This is a genomic window from Microbispora sp. NPDC004025 (assembly GCF_053604425.1).
Window position 1 is genome coordinate 68,699 of record NZ_JBSGHN010000015.1, and the last position, 25,862, is coordinate 94,560.

Consider the following 25,862-nt stretch of genomic DNA (forward strand, 5'->3'; position numbering starts at 1 on the left):
CGTGCTGAGTGATGTCAGTGGGATCGTCCGTGCCATCGGCGAAAGCCCTGGGCCGGAGGAGGCGACGAGGGTTCTCTGCGAGGCGGTCGTGCCCGGCCTGGCCGACGCCGCCGCGGTCTACGTGGACGGCGCCGTCTGCCAGCGGGTCGATCCCGACGGGCGGCTGCCGCCGCGCTGGACCGGCGACGGCATCCGTGAGGCGGCCCTGCTCGACGGGCATCTGCTCGCCGTGCCCCTCCGCGCGTACGGCGCGCCGGTCGGCTGCGCGCTGCTGGCGCGCGACGCCCGGCGTCCGCCGTTCGGCGAGGCCCACGTGCTGGCCGCCGGGCAGTTCGCCGTGCCGGCCGCGCTCACGATCTTCCATGGGCGGCGGGACCGGCAGCAGGACGAGACCCTGGAGATCCTCCAGCGCGGGATGCGCCCGGGCGACCCGCCCGAGCTGCCCGGGCTGGAGATCGCCTACCGCTACAAGCCCGCCGCCGAGCGGGTGGGCGGCGACTGGTACGACGTCATCCCGCTCCCGGGCAGCAGGGTGGCGCTGGTCGTCGGCGACGTGATGGGCCACGGGCTGGCCGCGGCGGCCGTGATGGGCCAGCTCCGCACGGCCGTGCAGACCCTGGCCTCGCTCGACCTGCCGGCCGAGCAGGTGCTGCACTCGCTGGACGAGATGGCCCAGCGGCTGGCCGCGCAGACGCTGACCACCTGTGTCTACTGCGTGTACGACCCGGTGCTGCGCAGATGCACGATCGCGAGCGCCGGGCACCTGCCGCCGATCCTGCTGAGGCCGGACGGCAAGGCGGAGGTGCTGTCGCCACCCCGGTGCCCGCCGATCGGGCTGGGCCGTACCCCGTTCGAGACGATGGAGATCGCGGCGGAGGACGGCAGCATGCTCGTCCTCTACACCGACGGCCTCGTGGAGGAGCGCGGGCAGGACATCGGGCTGAGCGTGGAGTCGCTGCGCCGCAGGCTCGCGAACGGCACCTCGATCGAGGCGCTGAGCGACGACGTGCTGTCCGCGGCCAGGACCGACGACGTCACCGTGCTCGCCATCCGGTTCCGCGGCATCCCCAGCGAGCACGTCGCCCAGTGGCTGCTGGAGCCCCAGCCGACGACGCCGGGACGCGTGCGCGGCCTGGTCCGCCGGACGCTCGACTCGTGGGGTCTCGCGCGGCTGACCCCGGTGGCCGAACTGCTCGCCGGCGAGCTCGTCACCAACGCCGTACGGCACACCCAGCGGCCCATCACCCTCAGGCTGCTGCGCACCGACCACCTGCTGTGCGAGGTCAGCGACGACGACCACCGGCTGCCGGTCGTCCGCGAGCCCGGCCCGCTCGACGAGGACGGCAGAGGGCTGTACCTGGTCAGCCAGCTCGCCGAGCACTGGGGGACCAGCCGGGTCGCCGGAGGCAAGACCGTCTGGTTCTCGCTGGCGATTCCCTAACGCCGGAACGCCTTGCGGTAGGCGGAGGGCGACGTACGCATCGATCGGCCGAAATGGTGGCGGAACGTCACCGGGCTCTCGAAGCCGACGGCGGTTGCGATTTCCTCGATCGAAGCCGCCGTCGTCTCGAGCAGTGGCAGGCTGGCCGCGATCCGCTGCGCGATCGCCCACCGCAGGGGGCTCGTACCGGTGCGCCGCCCGAAGTGCCGGATGAAGCCGCGCTCCGACATCCCCGCGACCCGGGCCAGCGCGGCCACCGTGACCGGCCGGGTGAGATCGGCCAGCACCCACTCCATCGCCCTGCCCACCGGGTCGTCGTCCTCCACGGCCGCGACCGGCGCCTCGGCGAACTGCGCCTGCCCGCCCTCGCGGTGCGGCGTCACCACGAGCCTGCGGGCCACCGCGTTGGCCACGCTCGGCCCGTGGTCGCGCCGCACCAGGTGGACGAGCAGGTCGAGCCCCGCCGCGCTGCCCGCACTGGTCAGCACGTCGCCCTCGTCCACGTAGAGCACCCCGGGATCCACTGTGACCTCGGGGAAACGCCGCTGGAGCAGCTCGGCGTACCTCCAGTGGGTCGTCGCGGCCCGCCCGTCGAGCAGCCCGGCGGCGGCGAGGGCGAAGGCGCCCGAGCAGATCGAAACGATCCGCGCGCCCCGCGCGTGCGCCCGGCGCAGGGCCTCCGTGAGAGCGGGGGAGACCTCCGCCCGCACGTCCGGGACGCCGGGCACGATCACGGTGCGCGCCCCGGCGAAGACCTCCAGCCCGTGCGCCGCCTCGATCGTGAACCCGCCGACCGCCCGCAACGGGCCGGGCCTCTCGGCGCACACGGCCAGCTCGTACCACGGGACGTCCAGCTCCGGGCGCGGCAGCCCGAAGACCTCGACGACGCAGCCGAGTTCGAAGGGGCTCATGCCGTCGAAGGCCAGCACCGACACGGTACGGCTCCGGCGCGGAAGCGGGAGCATGGCGGGATATTAGCGATATCGGGCTTTTATGCCTCTTCTGGCGCGGCGGGATGCCCGGGCACCCTGATGGGCATGTCCGCCGTAACGCACACGCCGGCCGCCGAGCCGGCCACCGCCGCCGCCCACTTCTCCGCCCGCCTGGCCTTCGAGACCGACGTGTCCGACGTACGCGCCGATCTGCTCTCCGGTGAGCCGGGGATCGTGGTGGTCGACTCCCGCAGCGCGGAGAGCTGGCGGCAGGGTCACATCGAGGGCGCGGTCCACCTGCCCACGACGGAGATCGTCGTCCGGGCGCCCGCGCTGATCCCCCGTGACGTGACCGTGGTCACGTACTGCTGGGGGCCGGGTTGCAACGGCGCGACCCGCGCGGCGCTGGAGTTCGCCCGGCTGGGCTACCGGGTCAAGGAGATGATCGGGGGGTTCGAGTACTGGGTGCGCGAGGGCTTCCCCGTCGTGGAGCCCTCCGGCGTGCGCGCGCGGCCGGCCGATCCGCTCACCGCGCCCCTGGGGGCCGCCTGCGCCTGCTGAGACCTTCTCGGTTACACCCACGCCGCGAAAGTCCTATACACTGGCCACGCGCCGCCGACGCGGCGTGGGTAAGGGGCTATAGCGCAGCTGGTAGCGCACTTCCATGGCATGGAAGGGGTCTGGGGTTCGAGTCCCCATAGCTCCACCGTGATCGATGAGGCATCGCAAGAGCCGTCCTCCGGCAGGGGGGCGGCTCTCGGCGTTTCTACGGGCGCCGAGACGGTCTCCGGCATCCACGGATATCTCGCCGGACGCGGCGTGAAGAGACGGCGTACACGCGCGGCGAGGCGTTCGGCTTCGGGATACCGCCGCCCCGCCGATGATCAGTGGGCCATGAGGCGCAGGGCGAGCTCACGTGAATCCGCGACGGTCATGTAGACGTCGTACACATCGCGAGGCAGCGTGGGATCGGCGTGTCCGCAGTGCTCACCGGATACCGACGCGGCCGGTCAGTTGTCTGTGCGTACGAAGGCGACCGCGTCCAGCGGGACGGCGCGCCCCTCGGGGTCGGTGAACGACACGTCCAGCCGCGCCCCGGTCCGTCGATCGCGGCGTTCGACCGTCGGTCCCGCGAGCCGGGGCACGTGGCGGTCCCCCCACTGCTGCAGCGCTCCGAGGATCACGAGCGCGTCGCGGCCCGAATCGGTCAGGTGGTACTCGTACCGGGTGCGGGCCCCGGTGTCGCGGTAGGGCCGCTTCTCGACGACGCCCGCACCGGCGAGCGTCGCCAGCCGGGTGGTCAGCAGATTCGTGGCGATCCCCAGGCGCTGCTGGATGTCGGCGAAGCGGACGACTCCCGTGTGCAGTTCCCGCAGGATCAGCGGCGTCCACCGCTCTCCGAGGAGGGTCACCGCCCGCTCGATGGAGCACGTCATCGAGTCGGGGAGTTCGGTGGTCGTCATCGCACGCCTCGCTCGCTCGTCGCCGGTCGGATCCAGGCTAGCCCGGGGAAGCTGACTTGTAATTTTAAAGTCAGGTCTCTAGTGTGGACGCGAAGTCGTCGAGCGATGGAGGCCACAATGAAGATCGAGGGATCAGTCGCGCTGGTCACGGGCGCGAACCGCGGGCTGGGACGGCGTTTCGCGGTCGCGCTGCTGGAGCGGGGCGCCGCCAAGGTGTACGCGGCGGCGCGCAGGCCGGAGACGGTCGACCTGCCGGGCGTGGTGCCGCTCGCCCTGGACATCACCGACCCCGCGTCCGTCCGGGCCGCGGCCGAGCGTGCCCGCGACGTGGACCTCCTGATCAACAACGCCGGAATCTCCACGGGCTCGTCGATCGTCGCCGGTGCGCTCGACGACATCCGCCTGGAGATGGAGACGCACTACTTCGGCACGCTCGCCATGGCTCGTGAGTTCGCCCCGGTCCTGGGCCGCAACGGGGGCGGCGCGATCCTCAACGTGCTGTCGGTGCTGTCGTGGTTCACGGCCCCGCAGGTGGCCGGCTACTCCGCGGCCAAGGCGGCCGCGCTGCAGCTCACCAACAGTCTCCGCCTCGAACTACAGGAGCAGGGCACGCTCGTCACGGCGCTGCACGTCGGATACATGGACACCGACATGGCCGCCGGCGTCGACGGCCCGAAGATCGACCCGGCGGAGGTCGCCGCCCAGGCCCTGCAGGGGATCGAGCAGGGGAGCTTCGAGGTGGTCGCCGACGACGTGAGCCGCCAGGTGCGGGCCAAGCTGTCCGGCGACGTGGCCGGACTGTATCCGCAGCTGGCATCCTGAACCGCGGACACATGATCACATCCGTGCCGGGTAGGGGCGGGTGTCATGAAGAGGATCCTGCAGCTCGTCTTCACCCGCTGGCTGGCGCGTACGCCGATCGGAATGGTCCTGCTCGGCCTCGGCTGGCTGTTCATGCGCAAGCGGCGGGCCCGTAAGCAGCAGCCCGCGCAGGCCCCGGCGCTCCGCGAGCCCGGACGCCGGTCGGGCAACCCGTACGCCTGGCGCGGCCCTTCCGCCGGCAACCGCCGATGAGACAGCCGGGCGATCAGCCGAGCACGGCGGGCGTGCGGAACGTCTGCCGGTAGACCAGGGGGGACACCCCCACGGCGGCGTGGAGGTGCTGGCGGAGTGAGACCGCGCTGCCGAACCCGGCCTTCCTGGCGATCGCGTCGACCGGCAGGTCGGTGGTCTCCAGCAGGTGCCGGGCGTGCGCGATCCGCTGCCCGGCGAGCCACCTGGCCGGGCTGAGGCCGGTCTCCTCCCGGAACCTGCGGGTGAACGTCCGCACGCTCATGCGGGCGTGCGCGGCCAGGGCCGCCAGGTTGACCGGCTCCTCCAGGTGTTCGAGCATCCACGCCCGGGTCGGCGCCGTGGTCGTCCCGGCGGGGTCGGGCAGCGGCCGCTCGATGAACTGGGCCTGGCCGCCCTCCCGGAACGGCGGAGTGACGCACCGGCGGGCGGTGCGGTTGGCCACCTCGCTGCCGTGGTCGCGCCGGATGACGTGCAGGCACAGGTCGATCCCCGCCGCCACGCCCGCCGAGGTCAGCACGTCGCCGTCGTCGATGAACAACACGTCGGGATTGAGCCGTACGCGGGGGAACAGGCCGCGGAAGTGCGCGGCGTTGCGCCAGTGCGTCGTCGCCGGACGCCCGTCCAGCAGGCCCGCGGCGGCCAGCACGAAGGCGCCGGTGCAGATGGAGATGAGCCGGGCCCGTCCCGCGACGCCCCACAGCGCCGCGCGCACCTCGCCGTCGAGCGTGCCGTTCTCCAGCGGCGTCCCGCTGTGGATGCCCGGCACCACCACCGTGTCCGCCGTCGCGAGCACGCCGAGGTCGTGGTCGGGGACCACGCTGTAGCCCGCCCGGCTCCGCACCGGGCGGCCGCCCGGAGTGCAGGTGACGACCTCGTACAGCGGGCCGGGATCGCGAGCCGCCCAGAACACCTGCCCGGGGATGCCCAGGTCGAGTGTGGCGAAATCGTCCAGGGCCAGTACGGCGACGCGGTGCACAGCCGGATGCATGGCCTGATTCTTTCACATGTTGGCCTCTCGGCCACTGTCCCCGATGGCGGGCGCGACGGGATGATGCTCGCCATGAAGTCGCTGCATCGTGCCTGGATCGTCGCCGCCGTCGCCTTCGTCGCGATCATCGGGGCGGCCGGGTTCCGCGCCTCGCCGGGCGTGATGATCACGCCTCTGGAGGACGAGTTCGGCTGGACGAGGGGCACGATCTCACTCGCCGTCTCGGTGAACCTCATGCTCTACGGGTTGTGCGCGCCGTTCGCGGCGGCGCTCATGGACCGCTTCGGCATGCGCCGCGTCGTCGCCTACGCCCTGCTGCTGGTGGCGGTGGGCAGCGGCCTGACCGTGTTCATGACCGCGAGCTGGCAGCTCGTCGCGCTCTGGGGCGTCCTGGTCGGGCTGGGCACCGGCTCGATGGCGCTCGTCTTCGCCGCCACGCTGACCGACCGCTGGTTCGTACGGCACCGCGGCCTGGTCACCGGCGTGCTCACGGCGGGCGGGGCGACGGGACAGCTCGTCTTCCTGCCGGTGCTCGCGCACCTGGCCGAGTCGCAGGGCTGGCGGTGGGCCTCGATCACGGTGGCGGCGGCCGCGCTCGCCGTCGTCCCGCTCGTGTGGTTCCTGCTCAGGGACACGCCGGAGGAGCTGGGCCTGACCGCGCTGGGCGCGACCGGGCCGGTCGTGCGCACGCCGGGCAAGGGCGCCGCGGCGCGGGCCGTACGGGTGCTGCGGGACGCCGCCCGCACCCGGCGTTTCTGGTATCTCTCGCTCGGCTTCGCCATCTGCGGCGCGAGCACGAACGGCCTGGTCGGCACCCACTTCATCCCGGCCGCCCACGACCACGGCATGCCGGAGACCACCGCCGCCTCGCTGCTCGCCGTCATCGGGATCTTCGACATCGCCGGCACCGTCTTCTCCGGCTGGCTCAGCGACCGGGTGGACCCACGGCTCCTGCTCGTCGTCTACTACGGGCTGCGCGGGCTGTCGCTGCTGGTCCTGCCGCAGCTCTTCGCCGCCACGGCCGAGCCGAGCATGCTGGTCTTCATCGTCTTCTACGGCCTCGACTGGGTGGCCACCGTGCCGCCGACCGTCGCCCTGTGCCGCAAGATCTTCGGCGCGGACGGCGCCGTGGTGTTCGGCTGGGTCTTCGCCTCCCACCAGGTCGGCGCGGCCGTCGTCGCCACTGTGGCCGGGCTCACCCGCGACCATCTGGGGAACTACGACCTGGCGTGGTACGGCTCGGGCGCGCTGTGCCTGCTGGCCGCGCTCATGTCGTCCCGTATCGTCACGCGTGTCCGGGACCGCGGCGAAGCTGCGATCCTTGTCGGGTGACCGAACGCGTTCTTCCCCTGGTCGTACGCATCGAGCGGGCCACGCCCCCGCGGCGCACCGACGCGCTGGAGGCCGCCGCGACGGCGGTGGTGCTCCTGCTGGACAGTGCCGAGAGCGGGGGACAGTGGCCGCAGGAGGTCGCCGAGTGGCAGGACGGCCGGATCAGGAAGGTGGTCAGGCGCGCACGCGGCGCCGAGTGGCGGCGTGCGCTCGCCCTGCCCGGCATCACCGTGGCCGTGGGCACGGCCGAGGTGCGCGTGCATCCTCCCGTGCCGCTCGACGGCTGGCCGCGCGACCTCGCCAGGCTCCAGGTGTCGGGCACCGACCTCACCGACGACGTGGCGCCGCCGGAGGCGGGCCCCGATGACGTGGTGCTCTGGATCAATCCCCGTCTGGAGATGACGGCGGGCAAGGCGATGGCCCAGGCAGGCCACGGCGCGCAGTTCGCCTGGTGGGGCGCGGGCGAGACGGAGCGGGCGGGCTGGCGCGGGCGCGGCTTCGCCGTACGGGTCAGGACGGCCGCCCCCGGACGATGGGACGCGCTGGCCGCGAGCGGGCTGCCGGTGGTCAGGGACGCCGGGTTCACCGAGATCGAACCGGGCTCCGCGACGGTCGTGGCCGACGCGCCGTGGCTGCGGGTGGGCGTTCCCGAAGTGTGATGGGGAAGGCACCCGAAATAGCGGGATTTGCCGTACGCTCCCGATCGTGTCACCTGGGGACTATGGGACGAAGGCCGTCCCCTCTTACATAGCGGCCGAGGCCGAGACCACTCCGCTACCGAAGATCACGGTCCCTGAGCCGGTGCCGCCGGCGAGTCCTCCCAAGAAACTCGGGGACCTGCCGATGCGGGTGGTCTACAAGGTCGTCGCGGTCGCGGCGGGGGTCGCCGTGCTGGGGGCGGGCGCGGCCGTCGTGCTGCTGAACCGGGACGACCTTGGCACCAGGGCCGCCGCGCCGCGCCAGTCCGCCGTGGTCGGCCTGCCTTCGGCTGTGTCGGCCTCGTCCGTGTCGAGCGCCGCCGCGCCGGCCGCGGGCGCGGCGGCCACGCCCGGTCTCAGTCCCCTCTCCAGTCCGCCGTCCAGTCCCGCCGCTAGTCCGGCGGCGAGTCCGGACGCCCTGGATCCGGCGCTGGCGGCGGCCCTGAAAGACCCCCGGGTGCCCGCGCTGCCGGAGGCCGACCGCCGGCTCCGCGGCCTGCCCGGCCGGGCGGCCGCCACCCGCGGTCTGGTCAAGGACCGCCGCTCCGGCGTCGCCCTGCCTCGCTTCGCGAAACAGTGGGCGCTCGCCACGCCCACGCCGTTCGCCTCCCGCCAGCTGCTGCCCAGGGTGAAGGGCGCGTCGTACCGGGGGATGCTGGTCTCCTGTCCCGTGCCGATCCCGGAGCAGGAGACGTTGCGCGACACCGCGTTCCTGGCGGCCCGGTGGACCCTGAACCACCACCCCTCGGGCGCCACGATCACCTGGACGGCCTCCCAGCCCATCAAGGCGGGCAAGCGGAAGGGCTGGCTCCTGGGCTACACCGTGCACTACACGCTCAAGGGCAAGAAGCGGGTCTCCGCGGCGGCGCTGGCCCTCGTGGACGTCCCGGAGAAGAAGCCCGCCGTCGTGTTCGTCACGATCCCCGACAGCCAGAAGAAGCGCTGGCACGACATCAACACGGTGATGTCGTCGGTCAGGGCGCTCTAGCGGGACAGCGGGCGCTGCCACAGGGGGCGTGTCAGGAGCACGGCGGCCGCGAGCCCCGCGGTGGTGAGGGCGCCGCCCTCCCCGACCATCCAGGCCGACCTGTCGTGCGCCGAGGTCAGCGCCTCGGCCACGAAGTACAGCGACGCGTTCATCGTGGCGTGGAGCACCAGGACGGGCCAGATGCTCCGGGTCCGCAGGCGCAGCCACACGAGCGGGAAGGCCAGTGTGACCGTCTGGAGCGTGAACATCAGCAGCGCGTACGGCACCGGCACGCCCTCCTCCACCGCGCCCGGCACGAACAGCATCAGGGGGTAGTGGAACGAGGCCCAGGCCAGGCCGAGGATCACCGCCGTCGCGGCCGGGCTCCGGCGCGCGGCGAGCCTCGTGACGAGCACGGAGCTCCAGCCGAGCTGCTCGCCGAGCGCCAGCACGACGAACGGCGCCACGCCGGGCACGAGGCCGAGCAGCACGCCGAGCGCCGGATGCAGTCCGGTGGACGCGGCGAGGTCGCCCGGATCGAAGCGGGCGGCGCCGGTCAGCCAGGCCGTGCCGTACGCGAGGCCGGCGCCGAGGACGGGCACGGCCCACGCGACGGCGAGCGTGCGCCAGGGCACCCGGTGGAAACCCCAGTCCACGGCGCGGACGCCGCCACCCGCCAGGCACGCGGCGAGCGCGGCGAGCGCGGGCATGAACGCCTGGCTGTAGACGGCGATCTGGGTGCCGATCGGGGCGTCGCCGATCCGGTCGAGATCGGCGCCCTGCGAGACGGCGAGGGCCACGACGGGCAGCACGAGGGCGGCCAGAGTGACGGCGTACACCGCGAGCCGCGGCTCGCGGACGGTTGAGGTGTCAGTTCGCATGGGTCGATCCCAGCGTCCCGGCGGTCCCGCCCGCCTGAGGGCCGGGTCCCGTTCCGTCCCGTCGCCCGGCGCCCGGGAGGTCCCGGTCAAGGCGGGACCCGGGTCCCATTCCCCTCACGTGAGGAATGTCCAATGATGTCCTGATGCGAAGCTCCGCGTGGCCTCGATGGCTCTGGCTGATCCCCGTCCTGTGCGGGGCGGCCGTCGTCGCCGGTGTCGCGCTCACCACGGCCGTGCCCGCGCCCGACACGACCTATCTGGTGCTCGACGCGGCCGTCGGCCTGACCTGCCCCGTGGTCGGCGCGCTGATCCTGTCGCGGTGGGCGCGGCACCCCATCGGGTGGCTGTTCTGCCTCAGCGGCGCCGGGCTGGCGCTCCAGGCTCTGGCCGGGGGATACGCCGCGTACGGCCAAGCGCACGGGCTGCCCGGCGGGCCGGCCGCCGCGTGGGTGACGAACTGGGTGTTCTTCACCGGGTTCGGGCCGCTCCTGCTGCTTCCCCTCCTGCTGCCCGACGGACGGCTGCCGTCGTCGCGCTGGCGGCCGGTCCTGGTCACCGCCCTCGCCGGGATGGCCGTGCTGCAGGTGATGCTCATGCTCAGGGATCGCATCTGGGTGTGGGGACACGAGGCGCCCAGCCCCGTCGGCCTGATCCCCACTAAGCCCGTCGCCGAGATCGCCTTCGTCGTGGTGGCACTCGGCCTGGCCCTGTCGGGGGTGGCGGCGCTGGCCACGAGGGTGACCCGTTCGGACGACAGGCGGCGGCTCCTGCCGGTCCTCGCCGCCGTCGTCGCGGTGGTGATCTCGGTTGTCGCCGACGCGCTGCTGCCGCCCGACCCGCCCGTGGGGGTGTGGCTGCAGGCGGCGGCGCTGCCGTTGTTCCCCGTGGCCACGGCGGTCTCGATCTTCCGCTACCGGTTGTTCGAGATCGAGGTGCTGGTCCGGCGCACCGTCGTGTACGCGCTGGTCACGGTCGTGCTGCTGGGGGCCTACCTGGTCACCGTGGCCACGGTCGGCACGCTCCTGAAGGCCGGAGACGGGATGCTGGAGCCGCTCGCCGCCACCGCCGTCGTCGCGGTGGCGTTCGCGCCGGCACGCGACGCCGCGCAGCGGGCCGTCGGCCGTCTGCTGTTCGGCAACCGGGGTGACCCGGCCGCCGCGCTGTCCCTGCTCGGCCAGCGCCTGGAGTCGTCGGCCGACCCGACGCGGCTGCTCGACCGCGCGGCCGAGACCGTGGCGCACACGCTGCGGCTGCCCGCGGTCGCCGTGCTCGCCGCCGACGGCACGCCGGTGTGCGCCGAGGGCGGCGTCCCCGGCGACGGCGTACGGCTGCCGCTCGTGGTGGGCGGGCGTGTGGAGGGGGAGCTGCGCGCGGCTCCCCGTTCGCCGGGCGAAGCCCTGTCGGCGGCCGACCTGGCCGTACTCGACGATCTCGCCCGCCAGCTCGCCGTCGCCCTCGCCGCCGTGCGGCTCGCCAGGGAGGTGCAGACGTCGCGGGAGCGGCTGGTCATCGCCAGGGAGGAGGAGCGGCGCAGGCTCCGCCGTGACCTCCACGATGGTCTCGGTCCCGGCCTGGCCGCCATCGGCGTACGGCTCGACGTGATCGAGGCCACCGCCGCGGGCGTGTCGCCGGCCGTGCGGTCGTCGCTGTCGGAGGTCGGGCAGCTCGTCCAGGGCCTCGTCGGCGACGTGCGGAGGATCGTCCACGACCTGCGCCCGCCGGCGCTGGACGAGCTCGGGCTGGCCGCGGCCCTTGAGGACCTGGCCCTGGACACGGGGGAGACCGCGGAGGGCGGCCCCGCGGTCGCGGTCCGGGTGCCGGAGCCGCTGCCCGAACTGCCCGCCGCCGTCGAGGTGGCGGCCTACCGCATCGCCCAGGAGGCGCTGGCCAACGCCCTGCGCCACGCGGGGGCCCGGAGCATCGAGATCGTCGTCCGGATCGATCGGGACGGGCTGGTCCTGCGGGTCCGCGACGACGGCCGGGGGCTGCCCGAGCCGCTCGTCGAGGGCGTGGGCTCGGGCAGCATGAGGGAGCGTGCCGCCGAGCTCGGCGGCGTGTTGCGCAGGACGTCCGCCTCCGGGGCGGGCACGACGGTGGAGGCGGTGCTGCCGCTGTGACGGAGAGCGAGCCGGTGCGGGTGTTGCTGGTGGACGATCACCCGCTGCTGCGGCACGGCCTGCGGGCGCTGCTCGAACAGGTCGGCGGGGCCGAGGTGGTGGGCGAGGCGGGAGACGGGGAGGAGGCCGTCGCCCTCGCCCTGTCGCTGCGGCCCGACGTGGTCGTGATGGACCTGGTGATGCCGGGCACCTCGGGCCTCGATGCCACCCGCCGGCTGGTCGACCGCGATCCCGGCCTCGGCGTGCTCGTGCTGACGATGAGCGAGGACGACGCGTCGGTGTTCGCCGCCCTGCGCGCGGGCGCGCGCGGCTACGTGCTCAAGGGCACGGGCGGGGCGGAGTTCATCGCCGCCGTGCATGCGGTCGCCAGGGGCGAGGCCGTGTACGGCCCCGCCGTGGCCCGGCGCATCCGCAGGTTCCTGGCGTCGGGCCCGGACGTCACGCCGTTCCCCGAGCTGACCGTCAGGGAGCGGGAGATCCTCGACCTGCTCGCGTCCGGCAAGTCGAACGCGGAGATCGCCCGCGCCCTGTTCCTCAGCCAGAAGACCGTGAAGAACCACCTGACGTCCGTCTTCGCCAAGCTCCAGGTGGCCGACCGGGCGCAGGCCGTCGTACGTGCCCGCCGGGCCGGTCTCGGAGAGTGAGCCCGCGCCGGCGCGCACGGACGCCCGGGCTCAATGCTCGGCGAGAACGATCACGGAGTCGTCCGGGGCGAACGCCACCGTACGCGACCGGTCGGGGTTGAGCACGATGCCGTAGTGGGGCGGCTCGCCGACGTTCGCCGCCAGGCGGTAGCCGATCGCGGTCTCGCCGCGCCGCAGGGCCGACTCCACGATCGTGCGGAAGGCGACGGGCACGCCGGTGGTCACGTAGTCCTCCACGGGCCGCGGGTAGACCTCCGAGCCCGCGGAGTCGAACAGCTGCCCGAAGACCTCGGCGAGGTGCGGGTTCTCGGCGAGCTGCGCGAGCAGCAGGCCGATCACCGTGTCGCTGATCACGATGTCGTCGGCCTCGGTCACCTCCGCGAGCGCGCGGTTGTTCTCGTCGTGCATCTCGCTCACGATCGAGTACTTCTCGCCGAGGGTCGCCTGCATGTCGCGGAGCTGCAGCAGCGTCATCAGCGTGCGGGTGTCGGCGTGATGCGGGTCGTGCCGGTCGTCGGAGAGCACGATGACGTGCTGGTAGACGCCGACGCCGAGCGACTCCAGGGCGTACCTGTCGGTGGCGTCGCACTCCTTGACGTTCACCGTGAGATTGGCGAGGCCCGCCAGGCCGGCCCTGGCGCCGGGGTGGTCGCTCGCGACGTCGAGCACCGAGCCGGGGGTCACGTAGCCGTCCAGGTAGCGGATGATCCGCGCGGCACGGCCGTTCCAGCCGAGCATCAGCGTCCGCTCCGCGGTCCTCTCCGGGGCGCGAGGAGGCACGATGTGCCGTTCGTCGGCGGGCGCGGTGCCGTTCGCCAGGCGGATGAGCGAGTCGTCCTGGGCGAGCACGACGAGCTCGTCGGAGGTTCCGATCGCCGTGTGCCGCGGCGGGTTCAGCGCCACGCCGGCGGAGGTGCGCAGGCCGAGGACGGTCGCGGTCGCGTACGCGTCGAGGGCCTGCGCGTACGACCGGCCGGCGAGGGAGGGGTCGCGGCGCAGGTAGATCTCGCCGCCGTCGAAGTTCAGCAGATCCATGCAGACGACGGACATGCCGGACTGGCGGGACGACTGCACGATCAGCCGGGCGGCGATGTCGTCGCTGTCGACCAGGTGGACGCCCGGCCCGCCGGCCAGCCGGGCGGCGGCCATGTTGCGCGAGGAGGCGATGGCGGCGACCACGGGAGGGTGGTCACCGGCCCGCTTCGCCAGCGCGAGCAGGGTCTTGATGACGTGCGCGTCCGGGTCGTCCTTCTCGGGGGACAGCACCACGATCGTGCGCGCCGTGTTCAGGCTCAGCAGGTCGAGGTCGGTCGGCTCGGTGGGCCGGCCGGTGCGGCAGACCAGCCGCGTCCTGCCTGTGTCGCCCACCCGCGCCCGGATGGCGTCCTCCATGGCCGGCTTGTCCTTGTCGGCCAGGATCGCGATGACCGAGCCGTGCTGGCTGGCGTGCGCCTTCACCAGTTCGGAGACGATCGTGTAGAGCTGCTCGGACCAGCCGAGGATGACGGTGTGACCGCTCTCGATGACGCGCGAGCGGCCCTTGCGCAGCTCCTCGATCTTGCCGCGCAGGCCGGCGGAGAGCACGCCCACGAGGATGCTGACGATGAAGATGCCGCCGAGGGAGGCGCCCAGCATGATGGCGAGGAAGGGCGCCGTCCCGGCGTCGCCGGCGATCTTCCCCGGGCTGAGCGCGTGCATGAGCGCGAGCCACAGCACACCCGGCCAGCCGTGGTACTTGAGCGCCTCGTCGGGGGTCAGCCACATCGTCAGCGCGCCGACCACCACGATGAGCCCCAGCGACACCATGGCCAGCCAGCCGATCAGGGCGGCCGTGCCCCTGGCCATCGTGTTGTCGAACCAGTAGCTCAGGCGCTCCTTGACCGTCGGTTTTGACACCGGATCCCCCGTCTTTGATCGGCAAACGCCAGACATAGTAGAAGCGACTAGGCTTCACCGTGTGACGGATCTGATACTCGCCTCCGCCTCGCCCGCCCGCCTCGGCGTGCTGCGGGCGGCCGGGCTCGATCCGAAGGTGATCGTCAGCGGGGTCGACGAGGACGCGATCACGGCCGGGACGCCCGAGGAGCTGTGCCTGAAACTGGCCGTGGCCAAGGCGGACGCCGTCGCCGGGACGCTCGGCGACGGCATCGTGATCGGCTGCGACTCGGTGCTCGAACTCGACGGCGTCGCGTACGGCAAGCCGGGGACGCCCGAGGAGGCGGTGCGCCGCTGGCACATGATGCGGGGCAGGACCGGCCGGCTGCTGACCGGGCACAGCGTGGTCGACGTGGCGGGGGGCCGCGCGGTCTCCGAGATGGCGGCGACCGTGGTGCGGTTCGGCACGCCGTCCGACGAGGAGATCGAGACGTACGTCGCCAGCGGGGAGCCGCTGCGCGTGGCGGGGGCGTTCACGCTCGACGGCCTGGGCGGCTGGTTCGTGGAGGGCATCGAGGGCGACCACGGCAACGTGCTCGGCATCTCGCTGCCCCTGCTTCGCCGCCTTTTCGCCGATCTGGACGTGCCGGTGACGACCTTGTGGCGCTAGCCTGCCCGCCATGAGTGGCATCGGGCGGCCCGCCGGACGGCGCGGCGTCGGCGGTTTCGCCGAGGGAATCGGGTTCTGCTTCCGGGGTCTCGGGTGGGTCGCCCGGCATCCCCGCTGGTGGTTGTTCGGGTTGATCCCGGCTCTGATCGCGTTGGTGCTGTACGCCCTGGCGCTGGTCTGGCTGGGCACGCACGCCACCGACGTGGCGGCCTGGGCGACGCCCTTCGCGGACGACTGGGGCTGGCGCGACACGTTCCGCACGCTGGTCGGCGTGATGATCTTCGTGGTGGGTCTCGCGCTCGCCGTGCTGACGTTCACCGCCGTCACGCTCGTCATCGGCGACCCGTTCTACGAGAAGCTGTCGGAGAAGGTCGAGGAGGATTGCGGCGGTCTTCCCGGCGGCGACCAGCCCTTCTGGTCGTCCCTGCTCCGGTCGATCCGCGACAGCCTCGTCACGCTCTGGTACGTCCTGCTGTTCACGGTGCCGTTGTTCGTGCTCGGTTTCGTGCCGGTCGTCGGACAGACCGTGGTGCCCGTGGTGGGGGCGTTCGTCTCCGGGTTCTTCCTCACGGTCGAGCTGACCGCCCTGGCGATGGAACGGCGGGGCCTGCGGCGCAAGGAGCGCTTCGCCCTGCTCAGGTCGAACATGTCCGCCACGCTCGGATTCGGCGTGCCGCTCTTCCTCGCGTTCATGGTGCCGCTCGTCAGCGTCGTCGCGATGCCCGGCGCGGTCGCCGGCGCCGCCATGCTCGTCCGCATGCGTATGGCGCCGGCGGCCGTACCGGAAGGTCAGGCCAAGGACACGAGACCGGCGTAGCCGGCGTTCCACATGTCCTCGACCCCGTCGGGCAGCAGCAGGACGCGGTCGGGGCGCAGGGCGTCCACGGCGGCCTCGTCGTGGGTGACCATCACGACGGCGCCCCGGTAGGAGGCGACCGCGGCCAGCACCTCGTCCCGCGACGCCGGGTCGAGGTTGTTGGTCGGCTCGTCGAGCAGCAGCACGTTGGCCTGCGAGCTGACCAGGGTGGCCAGCGCCAGACGGGTCTTCTCGCCGCCCGACAGCACACCGGCGGGCTTGGCCGCGTCGTCCCCGCCGAACAGGAACGAGCCGAGGATGCGGCGCGCCTCGCCGTCGCCCAGATGCGGCGCGGCGGCGGCGAGATTCTGGGCGACGGTGCGCGCCGGGTCGAGCGTGTCGTGCTCCTGCGCGAAGTAGCCCAGGCGCAGACCGGGCCCGTGCACCACGCGGCCAGAGTCGGGGCGTTCCCGCCCGGCGAGGATCCGCAGCAGGGTGGTCTTGCCCGCGCCGTTGAGACCGAGGACGACGAGCCGGCTGCCCCGGTCCACCGCCAGGTCGACACCGGCGAGCACCCGCAGGTCGCCGTACGCCTTGGTGAGGCTGATCGCGCCCAGTGGGGTACGGCCGCAGGGGGCGGGCTCGGGCAGCCGGATGCGGGCGACCTTCTCGGCGCGGCGGGCCGGCGCCGCCTCGGCCAGCATGCGGTCGGCCCGGCGCGCCATCTCCTTGGCCCGGACGGCCGTCGACTTGCCGGCGCGCATCCTGTCGGCCTGCGCGTGCAGCGCGGCGGCCTTGCGCTCGGCGACCGCCCGCTGCCGGGCGCGCCCGCGCTCGGCGGCGTCGCGGTCGGCCAGATAGGTGCGCCAGCCGGTGTTGTGCACCTCCAGCGCGGCCCGGCCGGGGTCGAGATGCCAGATCCTGTTCACGGTGTCGTCCAGGAGCCCGGTGTCGTGACTGATCAGGACCAGCCCGCCGGTGCGGCCGGCGAGGAACGACCGGAGCCAGGCGACCGAGTCGGCGTCGAGGTGGTTGGTGGGCTCGTCGAGCAGCAGCGTGCCGTGCCCGGCGAACAGGATGCGGGCGAGTTCGACCCGGCGGCGCTGCCCGCCGGACAGGGTGCCGACCGGCTGGGCCATGACCCGTTCGGGCAGGCCGAGCCCGGCGGCGATGCGGGCGGCCTCGGCCTGCGCGGCGTACCCGCCGCGGGCCTCGAACTCCGCCTCGGCCCGGACGTACCGCCGCATCGCCTGCTCCCGCAGGGCGGGGTCGGCCATGGCCGCTTCGGCGGCCCGCAGCGCGCGCTCGGCCTCGTCGAGGCCCCGGGCCGACAGGACGCGGGCGGCGACGGTGAGGGACGGATCGGCCGCCGCGGGGTCCTGCGGGAGATAGCCGACCGGGCCGGTGCGGGTGACGGTGCCCGCGGCCGGTCGCAGTTCGCCGGCCAGGGTCTTCAGCAGGGTGGTCTTGCCCGCGCCGTTGCGGCCGACCAGGCCGACGCGGTCGCCGGGGGAGACGTGGGCGGTGACGTCGGACAGCAGGAGACGGGCGCCGACGCGCACGTCGACACCGCGAAGGGTGATCATAGGATGACGCTCCGGAGAAGCTCAAGGACACACGGGTGGCGTGAAAGCGGGTGTCCGAGCTAGGAGATCCGGGGCAGAGACATGGTGCCGAGTGTAGGCCGGGCGCTCTGCCCGGTGCCAACGGTTTTCCGGCTGCCCGGTTTTCCGGCTGCCAGGCTGCCAGGCTGCCCGGTTGCCGGGCTGCCCGGTCGTCCGGTTGTCCACAGGAGGACGGCTGTCCCCAGAACGCGCTTCGGTCCTCCTGGGGGCGCGGTCGTCCGGCGAGGCTTGCGGCCATGACGATTCCGAAGCTCGTGCTCTCCTCGCCGGCGGACATCCTCGCCGCCGTGCCCTATCTCGTCGGGTTCCATCCCGCCGACAGCCTCGTCGTGACCGGCTTCGCCGGTTCCGAGGTGCGGCTGACGACGCGCTGGGACCTGCCGGCCGCCGCCGAGGACCTCGACCGGCTGGTCTCGCTGCTGCGCCGCGAGGCGGTGACGGCCGTGTTCGTCATCGGATACGGCCCCGGCGCCACGGTGACCCCCGCCGTCGACACGGTGACGCGGCTGCTGCGTGCCGAGGGCATCGGGGTGACCGAGAGTCTCCGGGCCGAAGGCGGGCGCTACTGGTCCTACTCCTGCGGCAGCGCGACCTGCTGTCCCGCGGAGGGCACGCCGTACGACACCGAGCGCAGCCGTGTCACCGCGGAGGCCGTGATGCACGGGCTGGTCGCCCTGCCCGACCGGGGCAGTCTGCGGCGATCGGTCCAGCGGTGCGGCGGTGCGGCGATGCGGGAGGCCACCCTCCGCGTGATGGCCGATCTGCGGGCGTTGCCGGAGCCCGGGGAACCCGCCGCGGACGAACTGGCGGCGCGGTTCGTGGCCGAAGGGCTGGCACGGGTGCGCACCGCCCTCGGCCTGTACGACTCCGGGGGCCGGCTGGACGACGACGGCGCCGCCCGGCTGGGGCTCGATCTCGCCGTGGTCAGGGTGCGGGACGAGGCGTGGGCGTTGGTCGACGACCGTGACGCGCACATCGCGTTGTGGCGCGACCTCACCCGCCGCCTGGAGCCGGGCCACGCCGCGCCCGCGGCCTCACTGCTGGCGGCCGCCGCGTGGCATCGGGGGGAGTGCGCACTCGCCGGGATGGCGCTGGAGCGGGCGCTCGCCGCCGACCCCGGCTATTCGATGGCGCTCCTGCTCCGGCAGGCCCTGACGTACATGATGTCCCCCGCCATGCTCCGCGACCGCATGCCGACGCCCGAGGAACTCGACGACGAGATGGGCCGTCCCCGGGCGATCTGGCTCGCGCCGCTGCGCGCACTGCTGGCCCGGGACCTGCCCGAGCCGGCGCCGGCGGCGGTGCCGGGCGGCCGTCAGACCGGGTCGCCGTCCTGAGCCCGGCGGCGCTCGTTGTAGGCCCGCATCCGGGCGGGGTAACCGGTGAGCTGCACGTCGTAGACCGGGAGAGCGAGGTCCCTGGCGACCTTCGCGATCACAGCGGGAGATCCGACACGGCGGCGGGTCCACTCCCCGTCGTGCGCGACGGCCACCGCGGTGGTGTCGGTCGCGAAGGTCTCGGGCTCGACGTAGAACTCGACGCCGCGCCGCGTCTTGGCGAACTCGATGAGGGTCTCGATGTCGGCGTCGGTCGCCTCGCGGTCGAACTTGGCCACGCGGGCGCCCCGCCGCCGCCGGAGCCCATAGCGATCTCGCCATCTCATAGTGCTTGTATACATCGCCGGGGATCACGATGACGTTAAGGGAACGGTCTCGGGGCGATGTCGGGGATGTCCCTGATGCCGCCGGGCACGTAACCGGCACAAGATGGAGGCAGACTCGAAGAGAGCCGAGCAGCCGACGTGACGGAAGGCGATGAGTGATGCCCACGGCAGTGACACCACCCTGGCAGGGCCGTGCCCCCATGCCACATCCTCAGTTGCGCGTCACCAACCAGGATCGGGAACAGGTGGTCGAGCACGTCAAGGCGGCCTACGCCGAGGGCAGGCTCGACAAGCACGAGATGGACGAGCGCCTGCATCTGGCGATGACCGCGCGCACGCACGCCGACCTCGTGCCCATCATGAACGACCTGTACGGGACCCGGCCGGCCTACGTCCCCCGGCCGCCGTCGTACCGCGCGGCCGCGGCCCCTGACGGGGGAGACCGGGTCGGGGCGGCTGCCTCGCACGTGTTCGGGCTGCTGGGGTTGTTCATCATCGGCCCGCTGCTGATGATGGTGACCGCGGGACGGACGTCCCCCTACATCAGGAGGCACGCGGTGGAGTCGCTGAACTTCCACCTCACCGTGCTGGGGGCGACAGTGCTGCTGCCGCTCACCGTCGTCGGGCTCGTCCTGGTGCCGGTCGTCTGGGTCGTCGGACTGGCCCTGTGCGTCGTCGGCGGGGTGTCGGCACTCGCCGGCACCGAGTTCCGCTACCCGCTGACCATCCGTCTCGTGAAGTGACGTCCGGAGCGGGGCGTCCGGTCAGGGCATGAGCGCGCGGACCGCGGTCACGGTGTCGGCCTCCTCGGGCCGCTTGTCGGGCCGGTAGCGCAGCACCCGCGCGAACCGCAGCGCCATGCCGCCGGGGTAGCGGCTCGACCGCTGCACGCCGTCGAAGGCGATCTCCACGACCAGCGCGGGCCTGAGCGTGACGACGTAGTCGTCCGCCGGCCCCTCCGCCAGTCGCAGGAACTGCTCGGTCTGCCAGGTCAGCAGCTCGTCGGTGAGGCCCTTGAACGTCTTGCCGAGCATCACGAAGCCGCCGGTCTCCGGGTCATAGGCACCGAGATGCAGGTTGGACAGCCAGCCCCGGCGCCGCCCGCTGCCCCATTCGGCGGCCAGCACGACCAGGTCGAGCGTGTGCCGCGGCTTGACCTTGATCCAGCCCGCCCCCCGCCGGCCGGCGGCGTACGGCGTGCGCAGCGACTTCACCACGACGCCCTCGTGGCCCCGCCGCACGGCGTCGCCGAAGAACGCCTCGGCCTCGTCGGCGTCGGCCGTGACGAGCCGAGGCGTGATCAGCCCGGCCGGGACCGCGGCCTCCAGCGCGGCGTGCCGCTCCTCGTCGGGCAGGTCGAGCAGGTCGGCGCCGCCCACGCGCAGGGCGTCGAAGAAGAAGACGGTCAGCGGCACGGTCGCGCGCAGCGACGCCACGTCGGTCCTGCTGGCCACCCGGCCCGAGGTGACCTGGAACGGCTCGGGGCGGCCGTCCGGGCGCAGGGCGATGACCTCGCCGTCGAGCACGAGATCGGTCCCGGGCAGGCCGAGCACGGCCTCCACAAGTTCGGGGACCTGGGCGGTGATGTCGTCGAGCGTGCGGGTGAAGACGGCGACCCGGTCGCCCGACCGGTGGGCCTGGACCCGCACGCCGTCGAGCTTCCACTCCACCGCGGCAGGGGCGCCGGCCTTCTCCAGAGCGGCGGTCACGCTGGGCGCGCTCTGCGCGAGCATCGGCGCCACCGCACGCCCGACCTCCAGATGGAACGCCTTCAGCTCCGCGACGCCGCCGCGCAGCGCTGCCGCGCCGACGGCGGGCAGCGAGCCGCGCAGGGTCAGGGCCCGGCGCACCTCGGCCGCGGGCACGTTCGCGGCCATGGCGATCGCCTCGATCATCACGCCGTTGAGCGCTCCCTGGCGCAGCTCGCCCGTCAGCAGCCGGTGCATGAACGACTGCTCCTGGCGGGTGAGGGCGCCGAACAACTCGCCCAGCAGCTCACGCCGCGCGGCCTGCGAACCGGCGCCGGACCGGGACTTGACGCGTTCGAGCAGCTCGTCGACCCGGGTCAGGGTCGCCGTGGCGACCTGACGCGGCTCGGGGAGGTCGGACAGGCTCCGCCACCCCACCCCGATCTGCCGCTGCGGCAGCTCACCCGACAGGTACGCGATGGCGATCCCGGCCTCGTCCGCTCCCACCCTGCCGAGCAGCTCGGCGAGATGCCTGATCTTGGCGAGCCGCGCCGAGTCCGCGGCGACGGCCGCGGAGGTCCTGGCAAGGTCGATCAGCAACACACCGTAATCCTGCCTCACCGCAGCGGCAGGTGCCCAGGCCGGGGGTCGGGCATCAGCTGTAGTGACGCGCGCTCGGCCACAGCTCGCGCCACGGGCGGACGGGATCGCGGCAGACCGTGATCGGCACGCCCTGCTCCTCGCCCGGCATTCCGCTCAGCCTGCCCGCCGGGACGCAGCGGGTGAAGACGGTGGCGAGGCCGGCGGGCGGGTAGCCGACGGCCACGACCACCCGGGTCCCCTCCGGCGGCGGCCCCCACCACCACAGCTCGTTGTGGCCGCTGTACACCGGGGGCAATCCGAACTCACCCGCCCAGCGGCGCAGCGCGCCGGCCTCGCCGTAGTTGGCCGCGAGCAGCACCGCTCCGGCGCGCTCGGCGGCGGGCAGGCCGTCCACCACCCGGGCCGTCTGCGCCGCCACGTCGCGCATGCCCACCGACTCGCGGGCCACCTCGTTCACGGCGGCCACCGGCGTTCCCCCGAGCGACGCGGCCGGGACGACCGGCAGCGCCAGCACCACCGCGACCACGGCGCCGACCGCCAGTGCCGCGGTCAGCGCCGTCCGCCATCGCCACCCCGCCGCCGTGACGCACCCGGCCGCGAACAGGTAGAGCAGGAACGCGCCGGTGTAGTCGGGGCGGCCGCCCGAAATCAGGATCAGCGCGCAGGCCACGGGATAGGCGATGGCGAGCGAGCGGACCCGCCGGTTCCGCCACAGGCGCAGCCACCCGGCCGCGCACACCACCGCCTGCACGGGCCCGAGCAGCACGATCTGAAGGGGGACGAAGGACGCGCGGTTGTCCGCGCCCTCGTCGATCCGCAACGCCTCGGCCATCTGGAACTGCGGCCAGTCGTGCGTGGCCTGGTAGACCAGGTTGGGCGAGGCGATGGCCAGGGCCAGGAGGGCGCCCGCCCACAGCCGCCTGTCCCGCAGCACCTCGCGCGGACCGGCCACGAGGATGCCCAGGCCGACGCCGCCCAGCAGCACCACGATCAGATCGCGGTTGTACGCCGCGATCCCGCACAGTGCTCCCGTCCAGAGCCAGTAACGCCCGTCCCCCCTGAGCAGCACCCGCAGCAGGCACAGCGTGACCGCGCTCCACAGCACGAGGTCGGGGGTGAGGGTCAGCAGCGCGTGCCCGGCCACGAGAGGCAGCACGGAGGTCGCGGTCCCGGCCGCGGCGAGGATCTGGGCCGCGCGGCCGCCGCCCAGCTCGCGGGCGGCCAGCGCGACGAGCACGACCAGAGCCCCGGTGCACAGGGCGGGGACGATCCGCAGCGCGACGACCGTGTCCCCGAATAGCGTCGTGGACAACCGGGCGATCATCGGCGTCAGCGGCGGAGTGTCGAAGTATCCGAGCCGCGGCCGTTCACCCAGCATGCGGAAGTACAGCTCGTCGCGGTGGTACCCGTACCACGGGCTCACCGCGAGGAGCACGGCCACGGTCACGGCCGCGATCCCGGCCACGGCCCGGGGCGGCGCGGCGAGCGGGCCGCCCGCCCGGACACCTCTGCCTGCCGCCGGTGTGCCGGCGATCGCCTGCCCGTCCGCGGTCACGCCGGCCTCCCGGAAGCCGGCGTTCGCATGGGGCCGCCTCTGGAGCCGTGCTTCGGGAGGGCATCGTCCACGCGGCCATCATCCTCGAAGCGCTCCGGCTCGCCTACCCCCGGACAGGCGCCTTCCGGTGTCGGGTCAGCCGACGCCGAGCAGGTCGACGACGAAGATGAGCGTCTCGCCGGGCTTGATGAGGGCGCCCGCGCCGCGGTTGCCGTACCCGAGGTGCGGGGGGATCGTCAGGCGGCGCCGCCCGCCGACCTTCATGCCGGCCACGCCGCGGTCCCAGCCGGCGATGACCCGGCCGCCGCCGAGCGGGAACTGGAACGGCTGGCCGCGGTTCCAGGAGGCGTCGAACTCCTCACCCGTGGAGAACGCCACCCCGACGTAGTGGACGGTCACGTTCTGCCCGGGCTTGGCCTCCGGCCCGTCCCCCTCGACGAGGTCGACGATCTCCAGGTCCGCGGGCGGCGCGCCCTCGGGGAAGTCGATTTCGGGCTTCTCCAGTGCCACGTGGGCCTCCTGTTCTTCCAGTGCCGGAAGTTCCGACCGGCTGACGACTCTACCGGTGACGGCCGACACGACGACGCCTTCCCCACACGGCGTGGGGAAGGCGTCGCGGCTCGCGTGGACGACGGGAGAGGGTTACCGGCGAAGGCCCCTGGACGCGCCCGTCCGGTCGTCGGCGCGCTCCTCCTCGGCGCGCTCCTCCTCGGCCGGCGCCTCCTGGGGCGCGGTGTCGCCCGTGGTGACCGGAGACGTGGTGGCCGGAGACGTGGTGACCGGCGACGTGGTGACGGGCCCGGCCGACGGCGGACGCTGGACGACGACGGTGTCGGCCGGCTGCACACCGCCCTGCAGCAGCGCCTGGGCCTGGTCGAGCATGGGGGAGGCCACCAGCACGTCGTAGCGTCCGGCGACGATCGAGCTCCTGGACGAGAAGTCGCGCGTGCCGCCGGTGAAGGCGTGGCTGGTGAAGCCGAAGGCGGCGCCGGCGATGGCGCCCCAGAGGATCGACCACAGCACCAGCCCGATGAACGAGGTCGTGGTCGAGGTGAACAGCCCGAGGAACAGGCCGACGACGAGTCCGAACACCGCACCGGTGATCAGGCCCGACAGCGCGGCCCTGCCGTTGGTGAGCCGCCCGGTGACGGTCTCCTCCAGGCGCAGGTCGCTGCCGACGATCGCGGTGTTCTCCACCGGGAATCCGGCGTCGGACAGGGTGTCCACGGCTCGCTGCGCCGCCGTGTAGTTGTCGTAACTGACCAGCAGCCGTCTGTCGACCGCCGGACTGACCGGCCCTCCGGCCGGGGAGTACTGCATGATCGCCTCCGCGGGGTAGTGCGGTCGGTACACGAACGCACTACCCCGACAGAGCCCGATATTCCTGTGCGGAATAGAAGGAGTCACCAACTCTGGTGGAGCGGCATGCCCTCGCTGTAGCCGGAGGCGCTCTGCACGCCGACCACGGCCCGCTCGTGGAACTCCTCCAGCGTCGTGGCGCCCGCGTACGTGCAGGAGGAACGCAGACCGGCCACGATGGCGTCGATCTGGTCCTCCACACTGGGCCGCGCCGGGTCGAGGTACATCCGCGACGTCGAGATGCCCTCCTCGAACAGCGCCTTGCGGGCCCTCTCGAACGGCGAGTCCTCGGCGGTGCGCAGCCGTACGGCGCGGGCCGAGGCCATGCCGAAGTTCTCCTTGTACTTCCGCCCGTCGGGGGCGGTGCGGGTGTCGCCGGGCGACTCGTACGTGCCGGCGAACCAGGAGCCGATCATGACGTTGGAGGCTCCCGCGGCGAGCGCGAGCGCGACGTCGCGGGGGTGGCGCACGCCGCCGTCGGCCCACACGTGCCGGCCGAGGCGGCGGGCCTCGGCCGCGCACTCCAGCACGGCGGAGAACTGCGGCCGTCCCACGCCGGTCATCATCCGGGTCGTGCACATCGCGCCCGGGCCCACGCCGACCTTCACGATGTCGGCGCCGGCGTCGACGAGGTCGCGTACGCCCTCCGCGGTGACGACGTTGCCGGCCGCGACCGGCACGGAGGGATCGAGCGCGCGTACGGCCCGCAGCGCCGAGATCATCTTCTCCTGGTGGCCGTGCGCCGTGTCGACCACGAGCACGTCGACGCCGGCGTCGAGCAGCTCCTTGGACTTGGCGGCCACGTCGCCGTTCACCCCGACCGCCGCCGCGACGCGCAGCCGGCCGTGCGGGTCGAGGGCGGGCTGGTAGAGGGTGGAGCGCAGCGCCCCGGTGCGGGTGAGGATGCCGACCAGGCGGCCGTCCTCGTCCACCACGGGCGCCAGCCGGTGGCGGCCCTCGTGCAGCGCGTCGAACGCGGCCTGCGGGTCGACGCCGCGCGGCAGCGTCTGCGGTGAGGCGGTCATGACCTGGGAGAGCTGCGTGAACATGTCGACGCCGTGGCAGTCGGCCTCGGTCACCACACCGACCGGGCGGTTCTCCCAGTCCACGACGATGACCGCGCCGTGCGCGCGCTTGGGCAGCAGGGTGAGCGCCTCGCCCACCGTGTCGTGGGCCGTGAGCGTGATGGCCGTGTCGTGGACGAGGTCGCGGCTCTTCACCCAGTCGATGACGTCGGCCACCACGTCGATCGGGATGTCCTGGGGGATGACGGCGATGCCGCCGCGCCTGGCGACGGTCTCGGCCATGCGGCGGCCCGCGACGGCCGTCATGTTGGCGACGACGACGGGGATCGTGGTGCCGGTGCCGTCGCCGGTGGACAGGTCCACCGCGAGGCGCGACCCGACGGAGGAACGGGACGGCACCATGAACACATCGCTGTACGTGAGATCGTAGGGCGGCGTCACATCATTGAGGAATCGCACGTTTGTC

General features: G+C 73.2%; 25 protein-coding genes and 1 tRNA gene. 14 read left to right on the forward strand and 12 right to left on the reverse strand.

What is annotated here, in order from left to right; translation table 11 throughout:
• The first annotated feature begins 1 nt into the window (after position 1).
• Positions 2 to 1,441 carry a SpoIIE family protein phosphatase gene (locus ACWEQG_RS30775; RefSeq protein ID WP_452290060.1) on the forward strand — a complete coding sequence of 480 codons (1,440 nt, stop codon included), beginning with the start codon at positions 2 to 4 and terminating at the stop codon, positions 1,439 to 1,441.
• Here ACWEQG_RS30775 and ftrA read toward each other — a convergent pair.
• Entirely contained in the window at positions 1,438 to 2,406 is a 969-nt protein-coding gene (ftrA, locus tag ACWEQG_RS30780; RefSeq protein ID WP_452290061.1) for a transcriptional regulator FtrA, read from the reverse strand. The genes ACWEQG_RS30775 and ftrA overlap by 4 nt on opposite strands.
• Positions 2,407 to 2,478: 72 nt before the next feature.
• Here ftrA and ACWEQG_RS30785 point away from each other — a divergent pair, with 72 nt between their 5' ends.
• Both ACWEQG_RS30785 and ACWEQG_RS30790 read left to right on the forward strand, forming a co-directional pair.
• Positions 2,479 to 2,934, forward strand: a complete 456-nt coding sequence (locus ACWEQG_RS30785) for a rhodanese-like domain-containing protein (protein WP_452290063.1) — start codon at positions 2,479 to 2,481, stop codon at positions 2,932 to 2,934.
• A 72-nt stretch (positions 2,935 to 3,006) separates the two neighbouring features.
• Positions 3,007 to 3,079 (forward strand) — tRNA-Ala (locus ACWEQG_RS30790).
• 304 nt (positions 3,080 to 3,383) lie between these two features.
• Here the strand turns inward: ACWEQG_RS30790 and ACWEQG_RS30795 are convergent.
• On the reverse strand, positions 3,384 to 3,836 hold the full coding sequence (locus ACWEQG_RS30795) for a winged helix-turn-helix transcriptional regulator (RefSeq protein WP_452290065.1): 453 nt from the start codon (positions 3,834 to 3,836) through the stop codon (positions 3,384 to 3,386).
• A gap of 117 nt (positions 3,837 to 3,953) precedes the next feature.
• Here ACWEQG_RS30795 and ACWEQG_RS30800 point away from each other — a divergent pair, with 117 nt between their 5' ends.
• Together ACWEQG_RS30800 and ACWEQG_RS30805 are read left to right on the forward strand one after the other, a co-directional pair.
• Complete coding sequence (locus ACWEQG_RS30800) at positions 3,954 to 4,658, forward strand: SDR family oxidoreductase (RefSeq protein ID WP_452290067.1); 705 nt, start codon at positions 3,954 to 3,956, stop codon at positions 4,656 to 4,658.
• A gap of 45 nt (positions 4,659 to 4,703) precedes the next feature.
• On the forward strand, positions 4,704 to 4,910 hold the full coding sequence (locus ACWEQG_RS30805) for a DUF6203 family protein (protein ID WP_452290069.1): 207 nt from the start codon (positions 4,704 to 4,706) through the stop codon (positions 4,908 to 4,910).
• Positions 4,911 to 4,923: 13 nt separating this feature from the next.
• Here ACWEQG_RS30805 and ACWEQG_RS30810 read toward each other — a convergent pair whose 3' ends face one another.
• Complete coding sequence (locus ACWEQG_RS30810; protein ID WP_452290071.1) at positions 4,924 to 5,898, reverse strand: GlxA family transcriptional regulator; 975 nt, start codon at positions 5,896 to 5,898, stop codon at positions 4,924 to 4,926.
• A 72-nt stretch (positions 5,899 to 5,970) separates the two neighbouring features.
• On the opposite strand from ACWEQG_RS30810, the gene ACWEQG_RS30815 reads away from it, so the two are divergent.
• From ACWEQG_RS30815 to ACWEQG_RS30825, 3 genes are read left to right on the forward strand one after another with little or no spacing between them, the layout of a single operon-like run.
• Positions 5,971 to 7,230 carry an MFS transporter gene (locus ACWEQG_RS30815; RefSeq protein ID WP_452290073.1) on the forward strand — a complete coding sequence of 420 codons (1,260 nt, stop codon included), beginning with the start codon at positions 5,971 to 5,973 and terminating at the stop codon, positions 7,228 to 7,230.
• Positions 7,227 to 7,889: a peptidyl-tRNA hydrolase gene (locus ACWEQG_RS30820; protein WP_452290075.1), complete on the forward strand. Its 663-nt coding sequence runs from the start codon at positions 7,227 to 7,229 to the stop codon at positions 7,887 to 7,889. The genes ACWEQG_RS30815 and ACWEQG_RS30820 overlap by 4 nt, the downstream gene beginning before the upstream one ends.
• 46 nt (positions 7,890 to 7,935) lie before the next feature.
• Entirely contained in the window at positions 7,936 to 8,916 is a 981-nt protein-coding gene (locus ACWEQG_RS30825; protein ID WP_452290077.1) for a hypothetical protein, read from the forward strand.
• Here ACWEQG_RS30825 and ACWEQG_RS30830 read toward each other — a convergent pair.
• Positions 8,913 to 9,776: a CPBP family intramembrane glutamic endopeptidase gene (locus ACWEQG_RS30830; RefSeq protein ID WP_363463282.1), complete on the reverse strand. Its 864-nt coding sequence runs from the start codon at positions 9,774 to 9,776 to the stop codon at positions 8,913 to 8,915. The two genes, ACWEQG_RS30825 and ACWEQG_RS30830, sit on opposite strands and share 4 nt — an antisense overlap.
• 143 nt (positions 9,777 to 9,919) lie before the next feature.
• On the opposite strand from ACWEQG_RS30830, the gene ACWEQG_RS30835 reads away from it, so the two are divergent.
• Both ACWEQG_RS30835 and ACWEQG_RS30840 read left to right on the forward strand, forming a co-directional pair.
• On the forward strand, positions 9,920 to 11,893 hold the full coding sequence (locus ACWEQG_RS30835) for a sensor histidine kinase (RefSeq protein ID WP_452290079.1): 1,974 nt from the start codon (positions 9,920 to 9,922) through the stop codon (positions 11,891 to 11,893).
• The gene (locus ACWEQG_RS30840) at positions 11,890 to 12,537 is read left to right on the forward strand and encodes a response regulator (protein WP_452290081.1); all 648 of its coding nucleotides are present in this window, start codon (positions 11,890 to 11,892) and stop codon (positions 12,535 to 12,537) included. The genes ACWEQG_RS30835 and ACWEQG_RS30840 overlap by 4 nt, the downstream gene beginning before the upstream one ends.
• A 30-nt stretch (positions 12,538 to 12,567) precedes the next feature.
• Here ACWEQG_RS30840 and ACWEQG_RS30845 read toward each other — a convergent pair whose 3' ends face one another.
• Entirely contained in the window at positions 12,568 to 14,433 is a 1,866-nt protein-coding gene (locus ACWEQG_RS30845) for a CASTOR/POLLUX-related putative ion channel (RefSeq protein ID WP_452290083.1), read from the reverse strand.
• A gap of 61 nt (positions 14,434 to 14,494) precedes the next feature.
• Between ACWEQG_RS30845 and ACWEQG_RS30850 the strand changes: the two genes are divergently transcribed.
• On the forward strand, positions 14,495 to 15,082 hold the full coding sequence (locus ACWEQG_RS30850; RefSeq protein ID WP_452290085.1) for a Maf family protein: 588 nt from the start codon (positions 14,495 to 14,497) through the stop codon (positions 15,080 to 15,082).
• A gap of 10 nt (positions 15,083 to 15,092) precedes the next feature.
• Entirely contained in the window at positions 15,093 to 15,899 is an 807-nt protein-coding gene (locus ACWEQG_RS30855) for an EI24 domain-containing protein (protein WP_452290086.1), read from the forward strand.
• Here the strand turns inward: ACWEQG_RS30855 and ACWEQG_RS30860 are convergent.
• Positions 15,872 to 17,464: an ABC-F family ATP-binding cassette domain-containing protein gene (locus tag ACWEQG_RS30860; protein WP_452290088.1), complete on the reverse strand. Its 1,593-nt coding sequence runs from the start codon at positions 17,462 to 17,464 to the stop codon at positions 15,872 to 15,874. The two genes, ACWEQG_RS30855 and ACWEQG_RS30860, sit on opposite strands and share 28 nt — an antisense overlap.
• 275 nt (positions 17,465 to 17,739) lie before the next feature.
• Here ACWEQG_RS30860 and ACWEQG_RS30865 point away from each other — a divergent pair, with 275 nt between their 5' ends.
• Entirely contained in the window at positions 17,740 to 18,840 is a 1,101-nt protein-coding gene (locus tag ACWEQG_RS30865; RefSeq protein WP_452290090.1) for a DUF4192 domain-containing protein, read from the forward strand.
• On the opposite strand, the gene ACWEQG_RS30870 is transcribed toward ACWEQG_RS30865, so the two are convergent.
• Positions 18,819 to 19,166 carry a hypothetical protein gene (locus ACWEQG_RS30870; protein WP_169984690.1) on the reverse strand — a complete coding sequence of 116 codons (348 nt, stop codon included), beginning with the start codon at positions 19,164 to 19,166 and terminating at the stop codon, positions 18,819 to 18,821. The two genes, ACWEQG_RS30865 and ACWEQG_RS30870, sit on opposite strands and share 22 nt — an antisense overlap.
• A 200-nt stretch (positions 19,167 to 19,366) precedes the next feature.
• Here ACWEQG_RS30870 and ACWEQG_RS30875 point away from each other — a divergent pair, with 200 nt between their 5' ends.
• Positions 19,367 to 19,909, forward strand: a complete 543-nt coding sequence (locus tag ACWEQG_RS30875; protein WP_452290092.1) for a DUF4870 domain-containing protein — start codon at positions 19,367 to 19,369, stop codon at positions 19,907 to 19,909.
• 21 nt (positions 19,910 to 19,930) lie between these two features.
• Here ACWEQG_RS30875 and ACWEQG_RS30880 read toward each other — a convergent pair whose 3' ends face one another.
• From ACWEQG_RS30880 to ACWEQG_RS30900, 5 genes are all read right to left on the reverse strand, one after another.
• Positions 19,931 to 21,457 carry an ATP-dependent DNA ligase gene (locus ACWEQG_RS30880; protein ID WP_452290094.1) on the reverse strand — a complete coding sequence of 509 codons (1,527 nt, stop codon included), beginning with the start codon at positions 21,455 to 21,457 and terminating at the stop codon, positions 19,931 to 19,933.
• A gap of 52 nt (positions 21,458 to 21,509) precedes the next feature.
• Complete coding sequence (locus ACWEQG_RS30885) at positions 21,510 to 23,012, reverse strand: glycosyltransferase family 39 protein (protein ID WP_452290096.1); 1,503 nt, start codon at positions 23,010 to 23,012, stop codon at positions 21,510 to 21,512.
• 135 nt (positions 23,013 to 23,147) lie between these two features.
• Positions 23,148 to 23,522 carry an FKBP-type peptidyl-prolyl cis-trans isomerase gene (locus ACWEQG_RS30890; RefSeq protein ID WP_079316111.1) on the reverse strand — a complete coding sequence of 125 codons (375 nt, stop codon included), beginning with the start codon at positions 23,520 to 23,522 and terminating at the stop codon, positions 23,148 to 23,150.
• Between the two features lie 132 nt (positions 23,523 to 23,654).
• Positions 23,655 to 24,332, reverse strand: a complete 678-nt coding sequence (locus ACWEQG_RS30895) for a general stress protein (protein ID WP_452290098.1) — start codon at positions 24,330 to 24,332, stop codon at positions 23,655 to 23,657.
• Between the two features lie 83 nt (positions 24,333 to 24,415).
• A complete protein-coding gene (locus ACWEQG_RS30900; RefSeq protein ID WP_363461082.1) occupies positions 24,416 to 25,855 on the reverse strand; it encodes a GuaB1 family IMP dehydrogenase-related protein in 1,440 nt (479 codons plus the stop codon).
• Positions 25,856 to 25,862: the final 7 nt, after the last annotated feature.

What these genes read in the sequence shown, in the direction of transcription:
- ftrA (WP_452290061.1), bottom strand. Translation starts at nt 2,406, where the DNA reads ATGCTCCCGCTTCCGCGCCGGAGCCGTACCGTGTCGGTGCTGGCCTTC.
- ACWEQG_RS30785 (WP_452290063.1), top strand. Translation starts at nt 2,479, where the DNA reads ATGTCCGCCGTAACGCACACGCCGGCCGCCGAGCCGGCCACCGCCGCC.
- ACWEQG_RS30795 (WP_452290065.1), bottom strand. Translation starts at nt 3,836, where the DNA reads ATGACGACCACCGAACTCCCCGACTCGATGACGTGCTCCATCGAGCGG.
- ACWEQG_RS30800 (WP_452290067.1), top strand. Translation starts at nt 3,954, where the DNA reads ATGAAGATCGAGGGATCAGTCGCGCTGGTCACGGGCGCGAACCGCGGG.
- ACWEQG_RS30805 (WP_452290069.1), top strand. Translation starts at nt 4,704, where the DNA reads ATGAAGAGGATCCTGCAGCTCGTCTTCACCCGCTGGCTGGCGCGTACG.
- ACWEQG_RS30810 (WP_452290071.1), bottom strand. Translation starts at nt 5,898, where the DNA reads ATGCATCCGGCTGTGCACCGCGTCGCCGTACTGGCCCTGGACGATTTC.
- ACWEQG_RS30815 (WP_452290073.1), top strand. Translation starts at nt 5,971, where the DNA reads ATGAAGTCGCTGCATCGTGCCTGGATCGTCGCCGCCGTCGCCTTCGTC.
- ACWEQG_RS30830 (WP_363463282.1), bottom strand. Translation starts at nt 9,776, where the DNA reads ATGCGAACTGACACCTCAACCGTCCGCGAGCCGCGGCTCGCGGTGTAC.
- ACWEQG_RS30835 (WP_452290079.1), top strand. Translation starts at nt 9,920, where the DNA reads ATGCGAAGCTCCGCGTGGCCTCGATGGCTCTGGCTGATCCCCGTCCTG.
- ACWEQG_RS30855 (WP_452290086.1), top strand. Translation starts at nt 15,093, where the DNA reads ATGAGTGGCATCGGGCGGCCCGCCGGACGGCGCGGCGTCGGCGGTTTC.
- ACWEQG_RS30860 (WP_452290088.1), bottom strand. Translation starts at nt 17,464, where the DNA reads ATGATCACCCTTCGCGGTGTCGACGTGCGCGTCGGCGCCCGTCTCCTG.
- ACWEQG_RS30865 (WP_452290090.1), top strand. Translation starts at nt 17,740, where the DNA reads ATGACGATTCCGAAGCTCGTGCTCTCCTCGCCGGCGGACATCCTCGCC.
- ACWEQG_RS30870 (WP_169984690.1), bottom strand. Translation starts at nt 19,166, where the DNA reads ATGAGATGGCGAGATCGCTATGGGCTCCGGCGGCGGCGGGGCGCCCGC.
- ACWEQG_RS30875 (WP_452290092.1), top strand. Translation starts at nt 19,367, where the DNA reads ATGCCACATCCTCAGTTGCGCGTCACCAACCAGGATCGGGAACAGGTG.
- ACWEQG_RS30895 (WP_452290098.1), bottom strand. Translation starts at nt 24,332, where the DNA reads ATGCAGTACTCCCCGGCCGGAGGGCCGGTCAGTCCGGCGGTCGACAGA.